Annotated in this window: 17 protein-coding genes and 1 pseudogene; 13 read left to right on the top strand and 5 right to left on the bottom strand. The window is 69.9% G+C overall.

All coding sequences use genetic code 11. The features are described from left to right. Window positions 1-82 precede the first annotated feature (82 nt). Both VM95_RS38725 and VM95_RS11435 read left to right on the top strand, forming a co-directional pair. Window positions 83-946 (top strand): helix-turn-helix domain-containing protein, encoded by an 864-nt coding sequence (locus VM95_RS38725; RefSeq protein ID WP_052707292.1) that lies wholly within the window; start codon window positions 83-85, stop codon window positions 944-946. After that, a complete protein-coding gene (locus tag VM95_RS11435; protein ID WP_045695003.1) occupies window positions 943-1176 on the top strand; it encodes a DUF397 domain-containing protein in 234 nt (77 codons plus the stop codon). The genes VM95_RS38725 and VM95_RS11435 overlap by 4 nt, the downstream gene beginning before the upstream one ends. A gap of 43 nt (window positions 1177-1219) precedes the next feature. Here the strand turns inward: VM95_RS11435 and VM95_RS11430 are convergent, their stop codons facing one another. Continuing rightward, window positions 1220-2245: a bifunctional lytic transglycosylase/C40 family peptidase gene (locus tag VM95_RS11430; RefSeq protein ID WP_045695000.1), complete on the bottom strand. Its 1026-nt coding sequence runs from the start codon at window positions 2243-2245 to the stop codon at window positions 1220-1222. 129 nt (window positions 2246-2374) lie between these two features. Here VM95_RS11430 and VM95_RS11425 point away from each other — a divergent pair, with 129 nt between their 5' ends. Genes VM95_RS11425 through VM95_RS11390 form a run of 8 tightly spaced genes read left to right on the top strand, consistent with a single transcriptional unit; the run spans window position 2375 to window position 10766 of the window. Continuing rightward, window positions 2375-2887, top strand: coding sequence for a hypothetical protein (locus VM95_RS11425; RefSeq protein WP_157882048.1), 513 nt, complete (start codon window positions 2375-2377; stop codon window positions 2885-2887). A 2-nt stretch (window positions 2888-2889) separates the two neighbouring features. Further along, entirely contained in the window at window positions 2890-3186 is a 297-nt protein-coding gene (locus VM95_RS11420) for a hypothetical protein (protein ID WP_045694993.1), read from the top strand. A gap of 41 nt (window positions 3187-3227) precedes the next feature. After that, window positions 3228-3998: a hypothetical protein gene (locus tag VM95_RS11415; RefSeq protein WP_052707291.1), complete on the top strand. Its 771-nt coding sequence runs from the start codon at window positions 3228-3230 to the stop codon at window positions 3996-3998. After that, entirely contained in the window at window positions 3995-5467 is a 1473-nt protein-coding gene (locus VM95_RS11410) for a hypothetical protein (protein WP_045694991.1), read from the top strand. The genes VM95_RS11415 and VM95_RS11410 overlap by 4 nt, the downstream gene beginning before the upstream one ends. Further along, the gene (locus VM95_RS11405) at window positions 5464-6912 is read left to right on the top strand and encodes an SCO6880 family protein (RefSeq protein ID WP_244178723.1); all 1449 of its coding nucleotides are present in this window, start codon (window positions 5464-5466) and stop codon (window positions 6910-6912) included. Before VM95_RS11410 ends, VM95_RS11405 begins: the two co-directional genes overlap by 4 nt. A gap of 11 nt (window positions 6913-6923) precedes the next feature. After that, window positions 6924-8456, top strand: coding sequence for an ATP-binding protein (locus VM95_RS11400; protein WP_244178722.1), 1533 nt, complete (start codon window positions 6924-6926; stop codon window positions 8454-8456). Further along, window positions 8456-10189, top strand: coding sequence for a type IV secretory system conjugative DNA transfer family protein (locus VM95_RS11395; protein ID WP_244178721.1), 1734 nt, complete (start codon window positions 8456-8458; stop codon window positions 10187-10189). The genes VM95_RS11400 and VM95_RS11395 overlap by 1 nt, the downstream gene beginning before the upstream one ends. Before the next feature lie 40 nt (window positions 10190-10229). Then, window positions 10230-10766, top strand: coding sequence for a DUF4913 domain-containing protein (locus VM95_RS11390; protein WP_052707314.1), 537 nt, complete (start codon window positions 10230-10232; stop codon window positions 10764-10766). Between the two features lie 23 nt (window positions 10767-10789). On the opposite strand, the gene VM95_RS11385 is transcribed toward VM95_RS11390, so the two are convergent. The 3 genes from VM95_RS11385 to VM95_RS11375 are packed head-to-tail and all read right to left on the bottom strand — an operon-like array spanning window position 10790 to window position 13932. Beyond that, window positions 10790-12448: a hypothetical protein gene (locus VM95_RS11385; protein WP_045694985.1), complete on the bottom strand. Its 1659-nt coding sequence runs from the start codon at window positions 12446-12448 to the stop codon at window positions 10790-10792. After that, window positions 12445-12885, bottom strand: a complete 441-nt coding sequence (locus VM95_RS11380) for a hypothetical protein (protein WP_157882047.1) — start codon at window positions 12883-12885, stop codon at window positions 12445-12447. The genes VM95_RS11385 and VM95_RS11380 overlap by 4 nt, the downstream gene beginning before the upstream one ends. Before the next feature lie 3 nt (window positions 12886-12888). Next, on the bottom strand, window positions 12889-13932 hold the full coding sequence (locus VM95_RS11375; RefSeq protein WP_157882046.1) for a serine/threonine-protein kinase: 1044 nt from the start codon (window positions 13930-13932) through the stop codon (window positions 12889-12891). A gap of 364 nt (window positions 13933-14296) precedes the next feature. Between VM95_RS11375 and VM95_RS42380 the strand changes: the two genes are divergently transcribed. Next, complete coding sequence (locus VM95_RS42380) at window positions 14297-15298, top strand: hypothetical protein (RefSeq protein ID WP_157882045.1); 1002 nt, start codon at window positions 14297-14299, stop codon at window positions 15296-15298. A gap of 394 nt (window positions 15299-15692) precedes the next feature. On the opposite strand, the gene VM95_RS11370 is transcribed toward VM95_RS42380, so the two are convergent. Beyond that, window positions 15693-16409: an SDR family oxidoreductase gene (locus VM95_RS11370; protein WP_045694976.1), complete on the bottom strand. Its 717-nt coding sequence runs from the start codon at window positions 16407-16409 to the stop codon at window positions 15693-15695. Between the two features lie 149 nt (window positions 16410-16558). Between VM95_RS11370 and VM95_RS11365 the strand changes: the two genes are divergently transcribed. Both VM95_RS11365 and VM95_RS11360 read left to right on the top strand, forming a co-directional pair. After that, window positions 16559-17488, top strand: coding sequence for an AraC family transcriptional regulator (locus tag VM95_RS11365; RefSeq protein WP_045694973.1), 930 nt, complete (start codon window positions 16559-16561; stop codon window positions 17486-17488). Window positions 17489-17545: 57 nt separating this feature from the next. Next, window positions 17546-18782: pseudogene (locus tag VM95_RS11360) on the top strand (IS701 family transposase). Window positions 18783-18874 lie beyond the last annotated feature (92 nt).

Genomic DNA, 18874 nt, shown 5'->3' with positions numbered 1-18874 from the left:
AGAAGAAAATAAATTAGTTGATCTTGAGTTGGCTTGAGTCCTCGCGGCTCGAACAGCGAGACTGGTGCGGACCATGGGAGGGATGTTGAGCGAGGACCCGTCAGCGATCAGGCAGATCCGCCTCGGAGACGAGCTGCGAGCGTGGCGAACAGAGCACAACAAGACGCTTGCCGAGGTCACCGCCGGCCTGAAGGGGTGGAACCCCGCTCGGCTCAGCAAGATCGAGCGAGCGCTACTACCCGTCACCGCAGCTGACTTGGCGACCTTTCTGGACCACTGCGGGATCACCGGCCCGGAGCGAGCTGAGATCGAGTCCTTCGCCACCGACAGCCAGTCGAGGCACTGGTGGCAAGATCATGAGTTTGCCGACACGATCAGCTCCGCGTTCGCCGAGTTCCTCAGCCTCGAAGCCGACGCCACTCAAATGTGCGAGTACTACCTCTCCGGCTTCCCCGGGTTGCTTCAGACCGAGGACTACGCACGCGAGATCATCGCTGCCGGTCTCGACGGCCTCAGCGAGGACCAGAGCGAGGCCGCCGCGGAGATTCGCGTCCTACGCCAACGCAGACTCACCGAAGAACCGATCCTCGAGCTGGACGCCTACTTCGGAGAGGTGGCCCTCCTGGTTGGCGGCGACGAAGAGATCCTTGCCAGTCAGATCCGGCACGTCCTCAAGGTGGCCCAGTACCCGAACGTCACGGTCCGCATGGTCCCGCTCAGCGCCGGACGACCAGGGATCCTGGCGTCCGGGCTCACGCTTCTCCGCTTCCCGGGAGAGCCTGTGGAGGGCTTCTCATTCGTCGAAGCGGTCGGCGGTATGCTCCCGCGTAAATCAGGGCGCGATGTTCGTCGAGCCGAGCGAGCCTTCGCCCGACTCAAGCGCTGCGCTCTTTCGCCGGACGCGACCGTCGCCGCCCTTGAACGCAAGTTGGAAGAGATCACGTGACCGAGAAGAACGATCCCTACGCCCACGACCCCGCCGACGCCACCTGGGTCAAGTCTCCCTTCTCCGCTGAATCCAACGGCAGTTGCGTGGTCATCGCACGCTTCGACAACGGCGACGTCTGGGTCGGCGACGACAAGAATCCCGACCGACCCCACCTCGCGTTCGACCAGGCCGAGTGGACCGCCTTCGTCCAGGCCATCGAAACCCGAGACCCCCGCTTCACCGCCTGACCACCGCCGCAGCGCCACAGGGGATGTCAGCCAGGCCGAGCGCCTACGGCCTGGTAGCGCCTGCGAAATCGGCGGCCGGCATATCGCCGACCCGGGCAACCTTGACCACGTCGCCGGTCTTCGGCGCGGAGATCATCTGTCCGTCGCCGAGGTAGAGCGCCACGTGGTAGATGTGGCCGTCGCTGTGCCGCCAGAACAACAGGTCGCCGGCCTGTAGGGCGGCCTGGGCCACGGCACGGTCCGCCGTGGCGGAGTACTGCTCGGCCGCCGTGCGAGGAAGTCGGCGCGCCGGCCAGTAGGCGTACTGGACGAGGGCCGAGCAGTCCCAGCCGACCGTGGTGTCGGCCAGGCACTGCCCGTCCCGGTATCCGCCGACCCCGTCGCAGTGGCCGCGGCTCGGCCCAGCGGGGCTGCCACCGCCGTAGCTGTACGGGACACCGAGCTGGGTGGCGGCCCTGCGTACGGCTTCGGGGCCGATTCCCGTCCCGGTGATCGGGGACATCGAATCGCCCGCCTGAAAACGGCTCAGGTTGCCCATGATGTCCGCCACATACCGCCGGGTCTCGGCGTACGGCGGGACACCCCGGCTGCCCTCGACCGCGGCCCATCCCGCGTTGAAGCCGGCCAGCGCGAGGCGCCGGGGATCGTCCGCGAAGCCGGAGGACACCGCCTGCCCGAGCAGGCTGCACATGTACCGGCCCTGCGCCATCACGGCGTCGCCGACGTCGTACGGCGACGCCGAGCCGCTGTGGTCGTCATCCCGCCCCCACGTCGCCCACGTGCCCGGCATGAACTGCGCGGGCCCCTCGGCGCCCGCCGAGCTGCGGGCGTCGGCACGGAATCCGCTCTCCTCGAACAACTGGGCGGCAATCAGGGCCGGAGTGAGACTCGGGTCTCGGCAGTCACCCGAAGCCCTGAGCACCCACGACCGGTACTCCTGCGGCACACCCGCCAGCGACGTACTGCGCGACCCAGCAGCTGCAGTCGGCACAAGGAGGGCGACAGCTGCACCGAACGCGGCGAGCACCAGGGCGGCGGCCCCACCGCATCCGACGAGGACCTTCTTCACCGTTCCCCTCTCGTCCCGCGAACCGGATCCGTCCGAATGGGCGGTTCGGCGTGCCCTCCACGCCATCAGCCCAGTTACGCCACGTGGTCGAACGATCACGCTACTCTCTGCACTCGAAGGGAGGCGATCTTGACAACGCAGGTTTTGGATGAAGGTTCCGGCGTGCCACCCGATCCGGTGGCTGCCGCCGAACGAGCTCCGGCCAGGCCGCTGTACGGGCTGATGCCGATTCACGGCTACGACATCGCTGCGGCCGTGGTTCTCCGGATGCTCGACGGCGACGACGGGCGCGGTTTGCGAGCACGCGGGATCGGCCCGGGAGAGCCGGTGCCGTACGGAGTCCAGCCGGTGATCGTCATTCCGAGCACCGTCTACGGCACCGTGCTGCTCGAGGCGATCGTCCGAGGGTGGCCGACCGGCGCCGTCCCGAGGCCCTGGCTCGTCGTGGTGGCTGACGCCCCTGCCCGCCCGGCACCCGCCGCCCGCTACCGCCTACGCGCCCTGTCCGGTCGGCTCGCCGGAATCGCCTACCTGCCCTACCTGCCTGTCCTCCGCGCGGTCGAACGCGTCGAGGACGCCCTGGCCGACGGCGCCGTGGCCCGCGCGGCCGCACGACTGCGTGCCCAGCTCGAGGGGAAGTGAAGATGTTCATCGCATTCATCGCGGAAGACCCGCAGCCCGGCTCAGGGCTGATTCCTGCTGCCAAACCCACGAAGATCCCGGGGATGGACGGCATGGTCTCGACGCTGTTCGGCTACGGCCTGTGGATCGTGGTCCTGGCCGGCGTGTGCGCCACGGGCTGGGGCGTGGTCAAACTGGCGACGGCGGAGAAGAACCGCCACGGCGGCGGGTCGGAGCCGTTCAAGTGGATGGGATCGGGTGTGGCCGCGATTCTGCTGGCCGGCTCGCTGATCTCCATTCTCAACGGCATCGCGGGCTGACCGTGCGCAGTACGAGGAGGAGCAGCCGGCTGTCGCGCGCCGTGCTGTGGGGCGCCGCGGGGATACTGGCGGCCGTCGTCGGGCTGACCGGCTACGCGGCTGTGCAACAGGGCGCCGACGACGACGCTTCCCATCCGGGGACCAGCGCGTCCCCTCCGCCGTCCGCGACGGCCGCCACGACCACCGCCGCCCCGGTGCCGGTGTCCACCTACAGCGCTCCTCCCTCCTGGGAGGAACCCGACCGCTGGCTCGCCGCTCCGCGTGGAACTCGTACCGTCGGCGGCCGTGAGGTCGGTTTCCCGCACACCATGGAGGGCGCGGTCGGGATGCTGGTGGCTTCCTCCGCCGTTGACATCGAGGGCGCCACGACGACCGTGGACGAACACCTCGCTTCCTACACCACCTACACCGCGGTCGGCGACCAGACGCCGGCCAGGGAACAGCGGGTTCGTCAGGGCGCGGCGAAGGCGGACGCGCGCGCACGGGCCACCATGGGGGCTCCGGATTCGGGCCCGCTCCCGGCCGGCGCGTGGATGCGCTCCCACCTGGTCGGCTTCAAGATCGTCCAAGCGCGTCCCGATGCGGTCACCGCCCATCTCCTGCTCCGCAACGGCCAGAAGGCGGGCGAGACCGCGCGGGAGTCCGTGTTCTACACCGTGGGAATCGTCGGGGTGGTGTGGCGCGATGACGACTGGAAGTTCGACACCGCCGGCGGCGCGTCCCCACCGGCCGGGTCGGTGCCGGAGATCGCGGCACCCGGCGACGCCGCGTTCAACACGCAGGGCTGGACCGCGATCAGGCAGGCGTCGTGAGGCGCCGCCTGGCCTTCCTGCTGGTTGTGCTCGCCACGCTGGTCGGCAGCATCACGGTTGCCCAGCCGGCTGCGGCCGACGACAAGCAGGGCATCGTCGGCTCGATCGTCGAGGCGGGCTGTGACGTCGGCCTGATCGGCATCTACGACACCATCGCGGACAGCCACCATTGCGAGCACATCGGCAAGAGCGTCGACCAGACGATCACGGCTGAGTGGAACGACGTCTGGACCTCTGCTCTCGGGGAGTTGCTCAAGGCCGGGACCGACTTCGTCAAGGGACTGGTGCGGTTCACGCTGACCGTCGCCCTGCAGGGGCCGTCGCTGCATCTCGAGGACACCGGGCTCTACGGTGAGAAGGCCACCTTGGCCGGGGTGCTGGTGTGGTTGGGGCTGGTGATCTCCGTGGTCGGCCTGATGTGGCAGATCGGACGGATGGCTGTCACCGGCCAGGTTCGGCACTTGGGTCAAGCCCTGAGCGGCTGGCTCCAGAACTGCCTCCTGTGCGCAGTCGGGGTCTCCGCCGTCGCCATGCTGCTCCGGGCCGGGGACGTACTGACCGACGGGATGGTGAAGCTCACCTTCGGCGATTCCGGGGCGGCCACCGGACACATCGTCGACGTCCTCGTCCCGCACGTGGTCAACCCCTTCATCGTCCTGTGCGGCCTGCTGGTCCTCGTACCGGTGGGGTTCGTCCAGCTCGTTCTGATCTACCTGCGGAACTCGGCGATCCCTATCCAGTGCCTGCTGCTTCCGGTCGCCGGCGCCGGCCGGGTCGGGGGCGAGACCACGCGCAAGTGGGCCCCGCTGCTGATCAAGTCGATCCTCCTCGGCATCGCCTACAAGCCGATGGTCGCGGTCATCGTGTGTGCCGGCTTCGCCGAATTCGGCCACGCCGACACGGTCGTCGAATGGCTGCGGGGGCTGACGACGCTGATGCTCGGCGTGCTCGCCCCGGCCGCACTCGCACGCGTCTTCGGCCCGATCGCCGAGGAGGTCGGAAGCGCGATGAGCAGCGGCGGGGCAACCGCCGCTCTGTCCGCCGCCGCGAGCTACGCCACTCGCGCCAGCGGCGGCGGGGACGACTCCAAGTCGGCAGGGGGCGACGGCGGTGGGCCGACCACCGCGGTCGAGCACGCTCGGCGTGTCGAGCAGTCGATGTCCGCGCACTCGGGCGGGGACGGGGAGTCGGGGGCAGGTGGGGACGCGCTCGCCCAGGCCGCGCGCAACCAGGCAGCCCGGACCGGGCTGATCCCGTCGCCCGCCGAAGCCCCTGACGGGCTCCCGGGCGCAGCGGGGGTGCCTGCTGCGCCCGGCGGAGACGGAGTGCCTGGCGCGTCAGCAACCGGTGCAGGCGTCGCGGGAGCGGCGGCCGGTGGGGCGGGCATCGCCATCCAGGTCCTCGACGGTCTGAACAGCGCCGTGCAGCGTGGTGCGGGCGAGATCGGAAGCAGCGGAGGAGAGTTGTGAGCGTCCATGAGGTTCCGGACGGGCTGATGGTGAGCGGTTTCCGAACCCGCCGCAGCTTCGGGATGGGGAACCTGTCGAAGCAGGCGACGATCGCGGCAGCGACGGTGCTCGCCGCCGACGGGCTCGTCGGTGCCCAGCATCCGGCCAGCCTGCTCGTGAGCCTGCCGCTGACCGGCGCGATCGTGGGCCTCGCCGCCGTACGGCGCCACGGGATGTCGGCTCTCGCCTACTACTGGGCGCAGCTGGCGTGGCGTCGGGCGGCCCGCGCCGGCAACGCCTCCTACCGGCGCATCCTGCTTCCCCAGCCGTACGCCCTCGACCTGCCCGGCGTGGGTGCGAGCTCCGCGCTGATCTCGGCGTACGACCCCGTCAGCGGCCGCAGGATCGGGGTCGTGCACAACCGCTCCACCGGCCGGATGACCGTATCCACCCTGCTCGCCCCCGGCGGTAGCCTCATGGCCCCCACCGGCGCGGTCCGGGCAGGCATTCGGACCTGGGGCGAGGTGCTCAACGCCATGTCGACGAACGAACAGATCAAGGGCGCTTCGGTCACCATCCAGATCACACCGGGCGCGGGCGAGGCCTTGGCCGACGACGTGAAGGTGCGGCGTCGGCCGGACGCCCCCCGGCTGGCGCTGGACACCATCGACGAGCTGGTGCGCAAGACACCGAGGTCCACCGCTTCGGTGGCCTCGTGGATGAGCGTGGTCGTCGACCCGTCCGCGACCACGTCCCCTCCGGCCGACCTGGCCGAGCAGGTCGGCGAGACGCTCCGGGTGGTGGACACCCTGGACATGAGCGGTACCGGGACCGACATCGTGCGCCGGGCCACCCCCACGGACCTGCGTCGGATCGTCCGTTCCGCGTACGACCCCGAGGTCGCACTCGCCCGGGACGAGCAGTTCGAAGATTTGCAGTGGGGCGAGTGCGGACCGGTTGCCGCCGACGACCGGGTGGAGTCCTACGCGCACGACGGCGCGGCGTCGGCGAGCTGGGTGCTGGAGGAAATGCCTCGCCGCCCGATCCCCTACAGCGCTCTGCTCCCCCTGCTCGCCCCCGGCCGCTTCCAGCGGCGGATCACGCTGAGCTACCGGGTCCTGGACCCGCGCGAGGGTGAGGCGGTGCTTGAGCGCGAGATCTCGGCCGCCGAGCACCGCGCTCAGGCCACTGCCGAGGTCAAGGGCCGTGCCAGGTGGAGCCAGAAGGCCGACTACCAGCGGGCCGAGCAGGCCGCCCGCCAGGTGGCCGGAGGCGCTCAGGTCGTCGACTGGACGCTCATGGTCACGACCACTTCTCGAAGCCCCACCGAACTCCCGCTCGCGCTCCAGGAGTTGAAGCTCGCTGTCTCAGGCACTCGGGGAATCCGCATGCGACCGGCCTTCGGCGCACAGGCAGCCGTCTTCGCCGCTGGGCTGCCCATCGGCTACCACGCCCTCGTCCAGTAGGGAATCCGGCGATGCCCGACAAGAAGTCGACGACACTTCTGACGCCCCGGTGGCTCCCGGACGCCAAACCGAGGACGTCTCGTGGGACGAGCCTGCCATCGCCGTGGCGCGGGCGCAGGATCTTCGCCCCGCGGCTGGGCTGGGGCGGTCCGTTCGGCGGCCGGGTGGCGGTGGAGGACAGCGGAACCGTCTACACCGGCCCCTCCACCCAGGTCGCGTCGATCTACCCCTTCCTGCTCGGCTCGGGCCTGCCGCCACGCGGGGTGCCGGTCGGCCGTGACGTCCTGACCGGCGAGCTGGTGTGCATCGACCCGTCCGGCTGGACCGGCCGGCTCACCACCAACCCGGGTGTGTGGGTGATGTCCCAACCCGGTGTCGGCAAGAGCGCTCTGGTGAAGCGGATCTGCCTCGTCTACGTCGCGTACGGCTGCATGATGTGCGTGCCGGCCGACATCAAGGGCGAGTACTCCACGATGGTCCGCGAGTTGGGTGGCAGCGTGCTGCGCATCGGCACCGGGGTCGACCGGATCAACCCGCTCGACTCCGGCCCGCTGAAGCACCGCTTGGCCGTGCTGCCCGCCACCGAGCGCCAGGCGCTGCTCGATGTCCTCACCGGGAGGCGTCTGGAGACACTGGGCGCTCTGTTGGCCACGCGCTGCGGTCTCGGGCGCCAGCCCAACGAGATCGAACGCAGCGCGCTGACCACCGCGGTGCAGCTCGCCGCCGACGCCGCGTCGGGCACGGACCCGGTCGTCCCGGACGTGATCGCCGTCCTTCGGCAGGCCCCCGAGGCACTGCGGGTCAAACTGGCGGCCGACGGCGACACCTACCTCGACCTGACCCGCTCGGTCGTCGCCGGCCTGGACAACCTCGTCGACGGACCGCTCAAGGGCATGTTCGACGGGCCGACCAGCACTCCTCTCGACCTCGACGCCCCGGCGGTGTCGGTGGACATCAATGCCCTGCGCGCCCGCGGCAGCGACGTCGTCTCGGCCGGGATGATCGCCAGCTGGGCCTACACCTACAACACCATCGACAGCGCGCGCAGCCTGGGCGTGGTCCGCCGCCGACTGGTGCTGCCCATGGACGAGATGTGGCGAGCCCTGCGTTCTGGGCCGGGTCTGGTCGACGCCATGGATTCCATCAGTCGCCTCAACAGAACCACCGACGACGTCACCATCTACGTGACGCACTCCCTGGAGGACGTGGAGGCCCTGCCGACCGAGGAAGACCGGGCGAAGGCCCGTGGACTGATGGACCGGTGCGACACCTGGGTGATCGGCGGCTCGACGGACGAGGAGCTGGGCCGGGTGTCCGGCAAGAGATCGTTGACCGAGCAGGAACGAATGATGATCACCTCCTGGGCTTCTGCCACCAGCACCGGCCTCGACACCGCCGACCAGGTCCACCCCGGGCGCGGCAAGTACCTCATCAAGATCGGCACCCGGCCCGGCATCGCCGCCGCGATGGAACTCACCGCCACCGAGCGGCGGCTGTACCACACCGACAGGAACACCGAGCCCGTGGGAGACGCCCGTCGATGATGACCGAGAACGACCGGATGTGGCTCGCCGGAGGCATCCTCGTCGGCGGTGTGGTGGTGTTGGCCGCCTCCACCTGGACCGGTGCCGCCGCCGGCGCCGTCCTGACCGGAGCCGACGCTCCATCGCTCAGCCCGTACACCGTCTTCGAGATGGCGCGCAGCTGGACTGCGGTCTGGCCGCATTCTCCGGTGGCCAGCGGTGCCGGCGCCGCGCTGTTCGACGCGGTGGTCGTCGCCGGGATCGGCTGGGGGCTGTGGGCCGGCCTCCGCTGGTTCCACCAGGCTGCCCACCTCGCCACCCTCCACCAGGTACGCGACCTGACGCCCAAACGGGCGGCGAGCACCTCGACCCGCCTGCGCGCTTCCCTGCGGGACGTCAAGCCCCGCGACGTCACCCCGCGCGACCGAGGCGTTCTGCTCGGCGACCACCTCCCGACCGGAGTGGAGCTGCGCGGCTCCGACGAGGACACCTATCTCGCTCTGATGGCCCCCCGTGCCGGCAAGTCGAGCGCCATTGCCATCCCCATCGCGGTCGAGGCACCCGCCGCGCTCCTGTTGACCAGCAACAAGTCGGACGTCTACGCGGCCACCCTCTCCACCCGGCAAAAGGTCGGCTCCGTCTGGGCGTTCGACACCCAGCGCGTCGCCCAGATCGAGCGTTCCTGCTGGTGGGACATCATTGCCGAGGCCGAGACCCTCGACCGTGCGGAGCGCCTGGCCACCCACTTCGTCAACCAGGTCAAGAGCGATGCCGCCGACCCGTTCTGGGCCCAGGGCGCCAGCGATCTGCTGGTCGGCATGTTCCGCGCCGCCTGGTGGGACGGCGCCACCGTCCGGGACGTTCTCAAGTGGGTCGCCGACCCCAAGGAGCGGGCACCGCTGCGGATCCTCTACCAGCACGAGGAGGTCCTGGCCGAGCAGGTGGAGAGCTCCGTCAACATCGCCGAGGAGACCCAGTCCGGCATCTACCAGAACGCCCGCACCGCCATCTCGGCGCTGCGCGACGAGAAGGTCCTCGCCTGGATGCTGCCCGACCGGCACCGCCCCCAGTTCCGGCCGGAGGAGTTCGCGCTCAGCCGGGACACCCTGTACCTGCTCAGCAAGAAGGGCGGCGCCTCCTCGGCCGTCGTCGCCGCCCTCGCCGACTCCGTGTTCACCGCGGCGACCGAGGCCGGAGAGCGGCACGGAGGACGCCTGCCCGAGCCGATGCGCGCGATCCTCGACGAGGCCGCCAACATCTGCAACATCGCCGACCTGCCGGACCTCTACAGCCACCTCGGCTCGCGCGGCATCAATCCCTACACGATTCTGCAGAGTTACTCGCAAGGTGTGCGCGCGTGGGGCGAGGCCGGCATGAGCGCCCTGTGGGGTGCGGCCACCAAGAAGGTGATCGGCGTCGGGCTGGACGACACACGCTTCGTCAACGACATCGCCACCCTGGTCGGCAATCACGAGATCACCCGAGAGTCCCACTCCAAGAGCCGCGACGGCGGATCCACCTCCATCAGCGAGCACCGCGAGCAGATCCTCGAGCCTGCTCGGATCCGTGCCATGAAGCGCGGCACCGCCTTGCTGCTGTCAACAGGCATGCCCGTGGCCCAGATTGTGCTGAGGCCTTGGTACTTGGAGGAATCAATGGCACACCTGGACCCGGCCATGCGGGCGGAGGAGGCCGCCATCGCCAAGCGCGCCCACGTCGCCTGGGAGGAACGAAAGGCAGGGCGACGTGGCTGACGCCGACCACCCGGAGACGGCTGCTCCGAACCAGGTGGCGATGGCAGAGGACATTGACGACCTCAAGGCCGAGGTGGCCTCGCTGCGCGCCTCGGTGGAAGCACTCTCCTCCGCCCCTGCGGAACCAGCGGCGCTGTTCACCGGCGATGCCTGGACGGAACAGCGCTCGGAGACCGAGGACAGGCGGTACCCGCCGTTCATCTTCCTGCTCGACGGCGACGAGCTGGACTCGGAACTCCGGCTGCTCGCCGAGTGGGTGGAGGGCGTTCTGGTCCCCGGCTGTCTCGGCGAGCCTTCCGCCGACGCCCGTTGGTGCCACCTCTGGACCGAGCATTGGGACGCGGTGGGTGCCCTGCACGCGCTGTGGCTGGCCTGGCAGGAGCTGACCGACCCCGCCACATGCGGCTACACCGGTCCCAGCACGTGGTACCGCGACCACTATCGCCCGTGCATGACCGAACTGCGCGGGCCGAGGGGACCGTTCGCCAGCTGCACCAAGGGCGAGCACCGTGTCGAGCACCGACTTCCCAGCCGGGTGCCGAGCGCCTGGTACAGCGGCGACGACAGCGGCAGCTGAATCCCCGCAGGTCCGGCTGCGTTCTACCGCGCGTTCCGGCGGCGGTGGTGAGCGGCGACTTCACGGGACAGCTCGGCCGCCCGGTGCCTGGGGAGCCCTGGGGGCTCTTGGTTGCGGCTGGGAGATGCCGTCGCGCTGCGGGCACGGGCCGCGGCAGCGTTCACCCGTTGCCGGTCGCGGTCAGGGCTGCCGGTGAAGCCGAGCGTGCGCCGCCGGTCGGCGTCGAGCAGGGCCCGGGCGAGAGGGTGGCCGGCGGCTGCCGCGGCAGAGGCCGTCGCGGACTGCGCAGCGGCCGAGGCCTTACGGGCTTCGTCGTAGGCAACCGTCACCGGCACGATCTGATCGGGGGACGCCGGATACCAGCGGGTCCAGCCCTTCTTGAACTGATCAGCAGGCGTGCTGCCGTGCGGGTTGTGCTCGGGATCGGAGCTCAGCAGGACACCTCGCCCGATCATGGTCTGGGCGAGCCAAGGGGTGTGCTCGGCAAGGACCTGGCCAGCGGCCGGAACCGCGTGGACGGCGGCGAGGATGGGAGGCACATCGGCCGGCGCGGCGATGATGTCCTGGGGAGCCCTGGTCGGCCGCCGCCCGCTGTCACGGTGGGTCCAACCGGCCGAAAAGAGCGTGCGGCCAAGCCTGACGACGGCGAACTCGGCCTCTTGAGCGGGACGCGAATCGCGACTGGTCGATGCTGATCGGAAGTACGACCCCCAGCCAACAGCGACCCGCTGCCACGCCTGGGCGGCCGCGCGAAGCGAACCCGCAGCCGACATGAGGGCGTCTTGACCTGCGGAGTCCGCGGTCAGCTGCCGGTGCGTGTGCTCGACCAACCGCGCTGCGAAGAGGTGAGCGAGCGCGGTGTGGTTGGCCGTCAGAGAGAGTTCGGTGAAGGTGACATCGGGAACGCGGAGCGTTGCCTGTCGCACGGTGTGGGCTCCGAGCCACTCCGTTCCGGCCGTGACGGCGGCCAGGGCTTCGTACTGCGGCTCACCGGGCCGCACCGGAGACGGCGGAGAGATCACGGCGGTGGGCAGGTTGGGGAGGCCGGGAGCGGGTGTGACAGGCCGCGGGGACCTTAGCTGACGGTGGATGCCGATCGCGGCCTGTTCGATCAAGGTGGCCGGCTCGGCCAGACGGCGTTCCAGCGGGTGGCCCCGGGTCTCGCGAGGATCCGGCGGGCACAGGAGACCGAGCCGAGCAGCGACCCGTCCGGCAGTGCTGGCGAGCTCGGAGACCTCTGCGATCACATGACGGGCGACGGTGGGGCTGTCCAGGTAGGCGGCGTAGGGACTGCGGTGTTGGCCGTCCGGGCCATGATGGCTGTTGAGCAGGTCACTGCCGAGCGCCAGCATCCGCGTTGCATCGGCAAGGTGCCGGGCCACCGGGTCCGGCTCGGGCCTGGCGTAGCGCGCTTCGAACCGAAGTACGCGCCCGAGGGTTTCCAGGTTGCCCTGGAGGCGGGCGACGTCGCCCTCGGCGATGCCGAGCGGGTCGTGTGCGAGGGGGCCGAAGCGCCGGGAGTAGTTGTGCAGCAGGCGGCACGTACCCGCCAGCGCCTCGGTGCGTGCGGCGTGCTGCCCAGGCGTGCTTCGGGTGGCGGCCTCGGCGAGAGCCGCAAGGGCGTACTGAAGCCTCAGGAAAGCCAGCTCGGTGAAGTCGCCCCAGGTCGGGTCCGAGGTCATTCGGAGGCCTCTCCGACTGGCAGGGCGTTCCGCAGTGCGGTCGCCGTGTCGCGGGTGCGAAGGGCAGCGGTGTGGCGGTCTCGCGTCTGCCGGAGCTCCGTGGAACGGCGGGCGAGCTCGTCGAGCTCGTCAGCGATCTCCTCCAGGTGCCGCACCAGGAAGGCAGCTTCACGGTAATTCGGCTGATCGAAGCTTTCCCTCGGAGAAGTGGGCAGTGGCAGGTAGGAGGCTGCCTCGATGGCATAGGCGGCGGCGGACAGGGCCCCGATCTGGTCATACCGGTCGTCGGTCACCGCCAGATCGGCGAGCGTGTGCGCCACAGTGGTCGCAACTTGCAGGACCTCGGCAGCAACCTGCTCGACGTCGGGTGACGGCAGGGGATTCGAATTCACCATCTGACCTTCCGGTTTGGCCGTTTCGTTCTTTCGAACTGACATCCTTCAGCGCTGGCGTGGCTTGCGCCCGGACTGCGCCACCGAAGCCGTCCTCGGGTGCGCTGCCTGTTCTCCGGCGGGAGTGCTGCGCCTCACCTGGCCGGCGCCGCCGGAGCGCAGCCGAGCTGCGGCTGACGACACCTCCCAGCCGGGCCCGGGCTTCCGAAGAGCACGACCCAGCGCCACCAGGCCGGGGACGTCGACCTCGGTGCCCGTCTGCGCCGGAGACGTGTCCCGGCCGAGGTCGCTGCCCAGGGCGAGCAGCGCCCCTGCGGTGGGAAGGCTCCCGTGGCTCCGCGCGAAGGTGGAGTAGGTGCCCGCCGCGTTGCCGAGTGCCAGGAGGGCCTCCGCGCTCGGGAGGGCGGTCCGGCCGCGTAGGAGGCGGTCGGCCGCGAGCTGGGCGAGCCGTGCGATCGTCTCGCACGCGCGGATCGAGACCTGGCGAAGGAAGTCGGAGATGCGGTGGTCGCGGAAGAGGCGGTCGGCGTGCTCGCCCGCCCGTGTCGCCAGGGTCCGCCACAGGCGGTCGACCGCCTCGCGGACCGTCCGAATCTGCTGCCACTCGGGTACGCCGCTGAGAGCCGGAGCATGCCGGTCGGCACCGCGCAGTGCGGCGTTGACGGCATCCGCCTGCTGCTGGGCAGCTCCGTGGGCCCGCGTCCCAACGGGTGCTTCGCCTCCGTACGGGAGCGCGGCGACGGATTGCCAACGGACCTGGAGCGCCTGCACATCGGCCTCGAGGACCGCTCGCAGGTCGTCGGCCGTACCGCGCTCCGCGGGCACGGCTTCCCTCCAGGCCGCGGCCACGTCACCGAGCTGCGCCTTGAGATCCGGGATGCCGCTGTCTGCCACCTCCGACCGGGCCTTGGCCGGCTCGGGAGCCCCCTCGCCGACCCACAAGGGCAGCTCATCCATCCGAAACGACAAGTCCATGGGCTCGGAAGGAATGCGCACTTCACCACCGGCTTCCGAAACGGGTCGATTCGCTGTCAATCCGGCAGCAGCGGCATCCGACTCAGCCAGTTCGTCCCAGATCTTTTGGTCGATCATTGACGGCACCCCAAGTGCGATGTCTTCTTGCTCGGGTGGATTCAGTGAGTGCATTCTCCACCTCCCATGGAAATGAACCACGTGACTGTTGATCTGCATCGAGGATGCAGCGCCCCCGCCGAACAGATCCCCTCCTGCTGCGCGGACCGCACCTGGTCTAGCACACGGCTGTCCTCCCGCACCGACCGACGCGACCAGGAATTTTCGCCATCTCTCAGCCGGCTGCCGTCGCCTCCAGGTCCCGCGTCAAACCGTCACCACGTGGTTCACACCATGGGCTGACGATTGTCGAACAAGCGTGGCGCCGAGGTGGAGCAGCCGTGATCTGATGGAAGGTGTCGGCGATCATCGACAAGGAGGGATCGTGCTCCCCAGGACATCCTTCGGCTCAACACCGGCAAGCGTCCCGACCCGGTCGTCGGCCGACATCGGCGTTCCACCCGACATGGAGTTCGCAGCGCTCCCCGATGACTATGCTCCGGCGGTCCGGGGCATTCGCGCCGCGGTGGAATCCGGGGACCACGCGAAGGCAGCCCGCTTGGCGGACGAACTTCTGCGGCACGTTTCCATGGACCGCGGCTCCCTGCATCCCGCGACACTCAGGGCTCTTGAAGTGCGCGCGCACGTCGCGGTTTGCTGCAGCGCCTACGAGCAGGCGGCCGAGCTGTATTCGGCGGCAGCAGCCGGCTGGGCAGGACGCGGGTCGCCGTCACGGCTTCCGGCTGCCCGTAACGCCGACCTCTGCCGACTGTTGGCGGCGGATGCCGCGGCGGCCGGGGGACCGATCCGCGTCGCGAGCGCCCCGCGCCGGCGGGCGCGGGCGGAACGGTTTCCGCTTCGGCGCAGCCTGACGCCGGTCGTTCTCACCGCGATTCTCGTCGTCGGCTCGGCGTTCACGGGCGACGAGCGCCGCGCAGACTCTGCCACCTTGCAGGCGGTGTCGAGCCCCGGGACTCCAACGGCCCCGGTACTCATCGCGGCGCTCGATCACGAGCGGGAACGAACAGCGCCGACTTTGCCTTCGCCGCCCGCCCCCTCTGCGGTGCCGGCTTCACCTTCGGTCGCGCCCGACGTCGCGACGGACCCGACCGACGACACCGCGTCCGAGGATCTCGGCGCAGCGCCTCGCTCACGTACGCATCCAGTTCCTGCACCAAGGCCTCGGACTCCGGAGCAGCAGCACCCTGACCCCGCTGCGCCGCCGTCTGCGCCTTCGCGCGTCACTCCCCCGTTCCGTCAGGGCGAGGCCCTTCCGGACCCCCTTCGCACCGGCTGGCTGACACGGCTGTGCGCCGACCTGCAGGCCCGGATCGGCCGTCTTCCTGACACGATGCGGGAACTGTGCCACGGAGCGCAGGAAGGCTGACCGGCTCGACCTCGCAACAGCGGCCGACCGAAAGCCGAATCCCGTCCGATCCTCGAGTCCCTCAACCGCCCGTCCTGACACCACCAGCACTCCGTGTGACGTCGCGACCTTCGTGCCGAGAGCCGCTGCCGTCGTGGCTGCGGCGTGCCGAAGCTTGGTGGCGTCCGCGCCAGTTCGACCAGTGCGGGAGGGCGTTCAGGGTGGTGATCGGCGGGCTGAACAGTGCGTCGATGAGGCAGTGGATCTCCGGGACGATCAGGTCGACGGGTCTCCGCTTCGGGCCTGGCCGTTCGGATCCGCACGTCAGGTCGGCCTCGCGTCGTCAGCTACCGCGGCGGGGAACGCGTCGCGTGGGTGTGGCCCTGCTTCGTTGACTGTTCTGTGTGGCGCCTTGTCACACCAGCGCCGCGCCGCCGTCCACCGCGAGCGTGGTGCCGGTGACGTAGGCGTTGGACAAGGCGAAGAGATAGGCCGCCGCGGCTTCCTCGGCGGTGCCGACACGCCGCGTGAGCAGCTCGGACCCGGCGCCCTGGAGGAAGGCCTCCGGGTCCGGGACGCTGTCGTCCCACAGCTCCGTGCGGATCACACCGGGCTGGACCACGTTGACGCGCAGAGGGGCGAGTTCGACGGCGAGTGCCCGGGACAGGGCCTCGATGCCGCCGGTGATCCCCGCCGTGAGCGCGGTTCCGGACAGGGGGCGGATCGCGAGGACGCCGGAGCTGAAAGTGATCGAGCCGCCGTCGCGCAGTCGCGGTGCGGCGTACTTGGCGGAGAGGAAGGCGCCCCAGAACCGGCGCTCGAAGACGGCCCTGGCCTCCTGCGGGGTGGTGTCGACCAACGGCTTGATCAGCAGGGATTCGCCCGCGGTGTAGACGAGGTGGTCGAACTCCCCGACCTCCTCGAAGAACGCGGCGATGGCGTTGCCGTCTGCGACGTCCAGGCGGCGGCCTTCGGCCGGCTCGCCCAACCGCTTCGTCGCGGCGTCCACGCGGTCCTGATTGCTGGAGGCGACCACGACGGCCGCGCCGGCCGCAGCGGTCTGTTGGGCTACTGCGAAGCCGATGCCGGAGGTTCCACCGATGATCACGATCTTCTTGCCAGCCAGAGACATGGGATGGGGATCCATTCCTTCGTCGATGCGGCGCCGGGGTTCGGCAACCGCCATGGCAAGAACGTACGCCCGCACATCGAGACGATGAATGACTCAAGATCTCGATTCCCTGTCATATCGTCTCGCCGCACAGGCACTAGAGTGCCGCTATGGACATCCTGAGCGACACCCTCGACGTCCTGCGCACGGGACGCCCGATGGTCACCCGCACCGACGCGCACGCCCCGTGGGCCCTGAAGTTCCAACCCATCTCAGGAGCCGGATTCCACGTGGTCGTGGAAGGACACTGCTACCTGCTGCCACCGCACGGCCAACCGCTCGCGCTCGGACCCGGCGACATCGTCTTCCTGCAGCGCGGCAGCGGACACACCCTGTGCGACGTGCCGGACCGCGATCCGGTGGACTTCGTACCGGAACGCGTGGACCGTTCCTCGCCGATCGGCCAGGTCACCGTGGACGGACCAGGGCCGCACACGGTGCTGGTGTGCGGCGCCTACGCGATCGACGTCGAGCGCCCGCATCCGCTGTTCAGCGATCTACCGGAGGTCATCCACCTCCCCGCGGTTCCCGGCCGCCACCCGGTGCTGCGCTCGGCGGTCGATCAGCTGTGCGCCGAGTTCCACACGCCGCAGCCGGGCTCGGACGCGGTCGTCACGGCACTCATCGACCTGCTGCTGCTGTACATCCTCCGGTCGTGGTACGCCGAACTACCGAAGGAGCGGACCCGGGGTTGGGCGGCCGCGCTGTCCGACCCGGCAGTCGCCCCGGCTCTGAAGGCGATCCACGACGATCCCGGCCATCCCTGGACCGTGGAGTCGCTGGGCACCTGCGCCGGGCTGTCCCGGGCGGCGTTCTCGCGCCGGTTCACCTCGGTGGTCGGCGAGCCGCCGATGACCTACCTGGCCAACTGGCGGATGGCCACCGCGGCGCGGTTGCTGCACCGATCGCCGAACCCCCTGAGCACGATCGCGCAGCACACGGGGTACACGTCGGAGTTCGCCTTCGCCAAAGCTTTCAAACGACACTTCGGATCGCCGCCGGGGGCCTACCGCAAGCAGGTCAGGACGGCGGGCGACTAGTAGTACTTCGTTAGGTTGATTTGATCTTGGTGGCTGTGGCGGTGCATGCTGCAGCCTGTGGATCTTGGTGAGGTGGAACGGCTTCGCGGGGACCTCGGTGACTTCGTGGCCGAGGTCTTCATCCCTTGCGCGTAAGGACCAGCGTCGGCAAGGGGACTGCTACCTGCGTGGGCTGATGCTGGACGGGCGGCGAAAGTCGATCCAGCCGATGGCCGAACGGCTGCCGGACGGGAACATGCAGGCCTTGCAGCAGTTCGTCAGCCAGTCGCCGTGGGACCACGCGCCCGTGCTGCGGCAGATCGCCGGGAAGATGACCTCCGCCCTCGGGCCGGAGGCGTGGGTGATCGACGACACCTCGTTCCCGAAGTCCGGCGACCAGTCGGTGGCAACCTCTCGGCAGTATTGCGGAGCACTGGGAAAGCGCTCGCTGTGCCAGGTCGGGGTCAGCGTCCACGCCGTCACCGACCAGGCTTCCAGCCCCCTGTCCTGGCGGCTGTTCGTGCCGCCGGACTGGGACGACCGCAACGACGACCGCAGGCGACGCACCGGCCTGCCGACGCAGGTCGGCCATGTCGAGAAATGGCGGCTGGCGATCGAGACTCTCGAAGAGCTGATCTCCTGGGGACTTGCCCCGCAGGTCGTGGTCGCCGACGCGGGCTACGGTCAGTCGGCGGCGTTCCGTCATGCCCTGCGCTCCCGGGATCTGGACTACATCGTGGCGGTGCGCGGGGACGAGACCGCGCACCGCCACGATGCGGAGCCCGAGGCGCCCGCCTACCGCGGCGCCGGGCGCAGGACACTTCCCCGCTACCGCACCGACTCCGTCGCCCTGTATGAGCTTGCCGCCGCTGGCGGGCGCAGGGCGTTTCGGCAGGTCACCTGGCGCCAGGGCAGCCGCGGAGCGATGCGCTCGCGGTTCCGTGTCCTCCAGGTGCGGCCCGCGGGGAAGATCCCGCGGGCGCTCGCCGCCGCCGACGCCGGCGGAAGCGCCGCCTGGAACGGCATCCTGCCGTCCGAGACCCTGCTCGCCGAATGGCCACCGGACGCAAGCGCACCTACCGACTACTGGCTCACCAGCCTGCCGCCCGACACCGCGATCCGCCGCCTCGTGCGCCTGGCCAAGATCCGCTGGCGCATCGAGCACGACTACCGCGAGATGAAGCACGGCCTGGGCCTGGACCACTTCGAGGGCCGCACCTGGCGAGGCTGGCACCACCACGTCACCCTCGTCACCGCCGCCCACGCCTTCCTCACCCTCCGGCGCCTCGACCCAAAAGTCGAGGCGCCGGCCTGACCTTCTACCGAGTCCTCGACGCCATCCAGGACCTCATTCGGGCCTGGACCGGCGAATGCCCCACCTGCCACCGAGAGTTACCCACCACACGC

The sequence above is a fragment of the Streptomyces rubellomurinus genome (assembly GCF_000961885.1).
Classification (GTDB): Bacteria; Actinomycetota; Actinomycetes; order Streptomycetales; family Streptomycetaceae; genus Kitasatospora; species Kitasatospora rubellomurina.
Note: the sequence above shows the minus strand (reverse complement) of the source record. Positions and strands in the feature narration are given on the sequence as shown.

Coding starts and splice junctions, on each gene's coding strand:
- VM95_RS38725 (WP_052707292.1), top strand. CDS start 83: ATGTTGAGCGAGGACCCGTCAGCGATCAGGCAGATCCGCCTCGGAGAC.
- VM95_RS11420 (WP_045694993.1), top strand. CDS start 2,890: ATGTTCATCGCATTCATCGCGGAAGACCCGCAGCCCGGCTCAGGGCTG.
- VM95_RS11400 (WP_244178722.1), top strand. CDS start 6,924: ATGCCCGACAAGAAGTCGACGACACTTCTGACGCCCCGGTGGCTCCCG.
- VM95_RS11395 (WP_244178721.1), top strand. CDS start 8,456: ATGACCGAGAACGACCGGATGTGGCTCGCCGGAGGCATCCTCGTCGGC.
- VM95_RS11390 (WP_052707314.1), top strand. CDS start 10,230: ATGGCAGAGGACATTGACGACCTCAAGGCCGAGGTGGCCTCGCTGCGC.
- VM95_RS11385 (WP_045694985.1), bottom strand. CDS start 12,448: ATGACCTCGGACCCGACCTGGGGCGACTTCACCGAGCTGGCTTTCCTG.
- VM95_RS11380 (WP_157882047.1), bottom strand. CDS start 12,885: ATGTCAGTTCGAAAGAACGAAACGGCCAAACCGGAAGGTCAGATGGTG.
- VM95_RS11375 (WP_157882046.1), bottom strand. CDS start 13,932: ATGATCGACCAAAAGATCTGGGACGAACTGGCTGAGTCGGATGCCGCT.
- VM95_RS11370 (WP_045694976.1), bottom strand. CDS start 16,409: ATGTCTCTGGCTGGCAAGAAGATCGTGATCATCGGTGGAACCTCCGGC.
- VM95_RS11365 (WP_045694973.1), top strand. CDS start 16,559: ATGGACATCCTGAGCGACACCCTCGACGTCCTGCGCACGGGACGCCCG.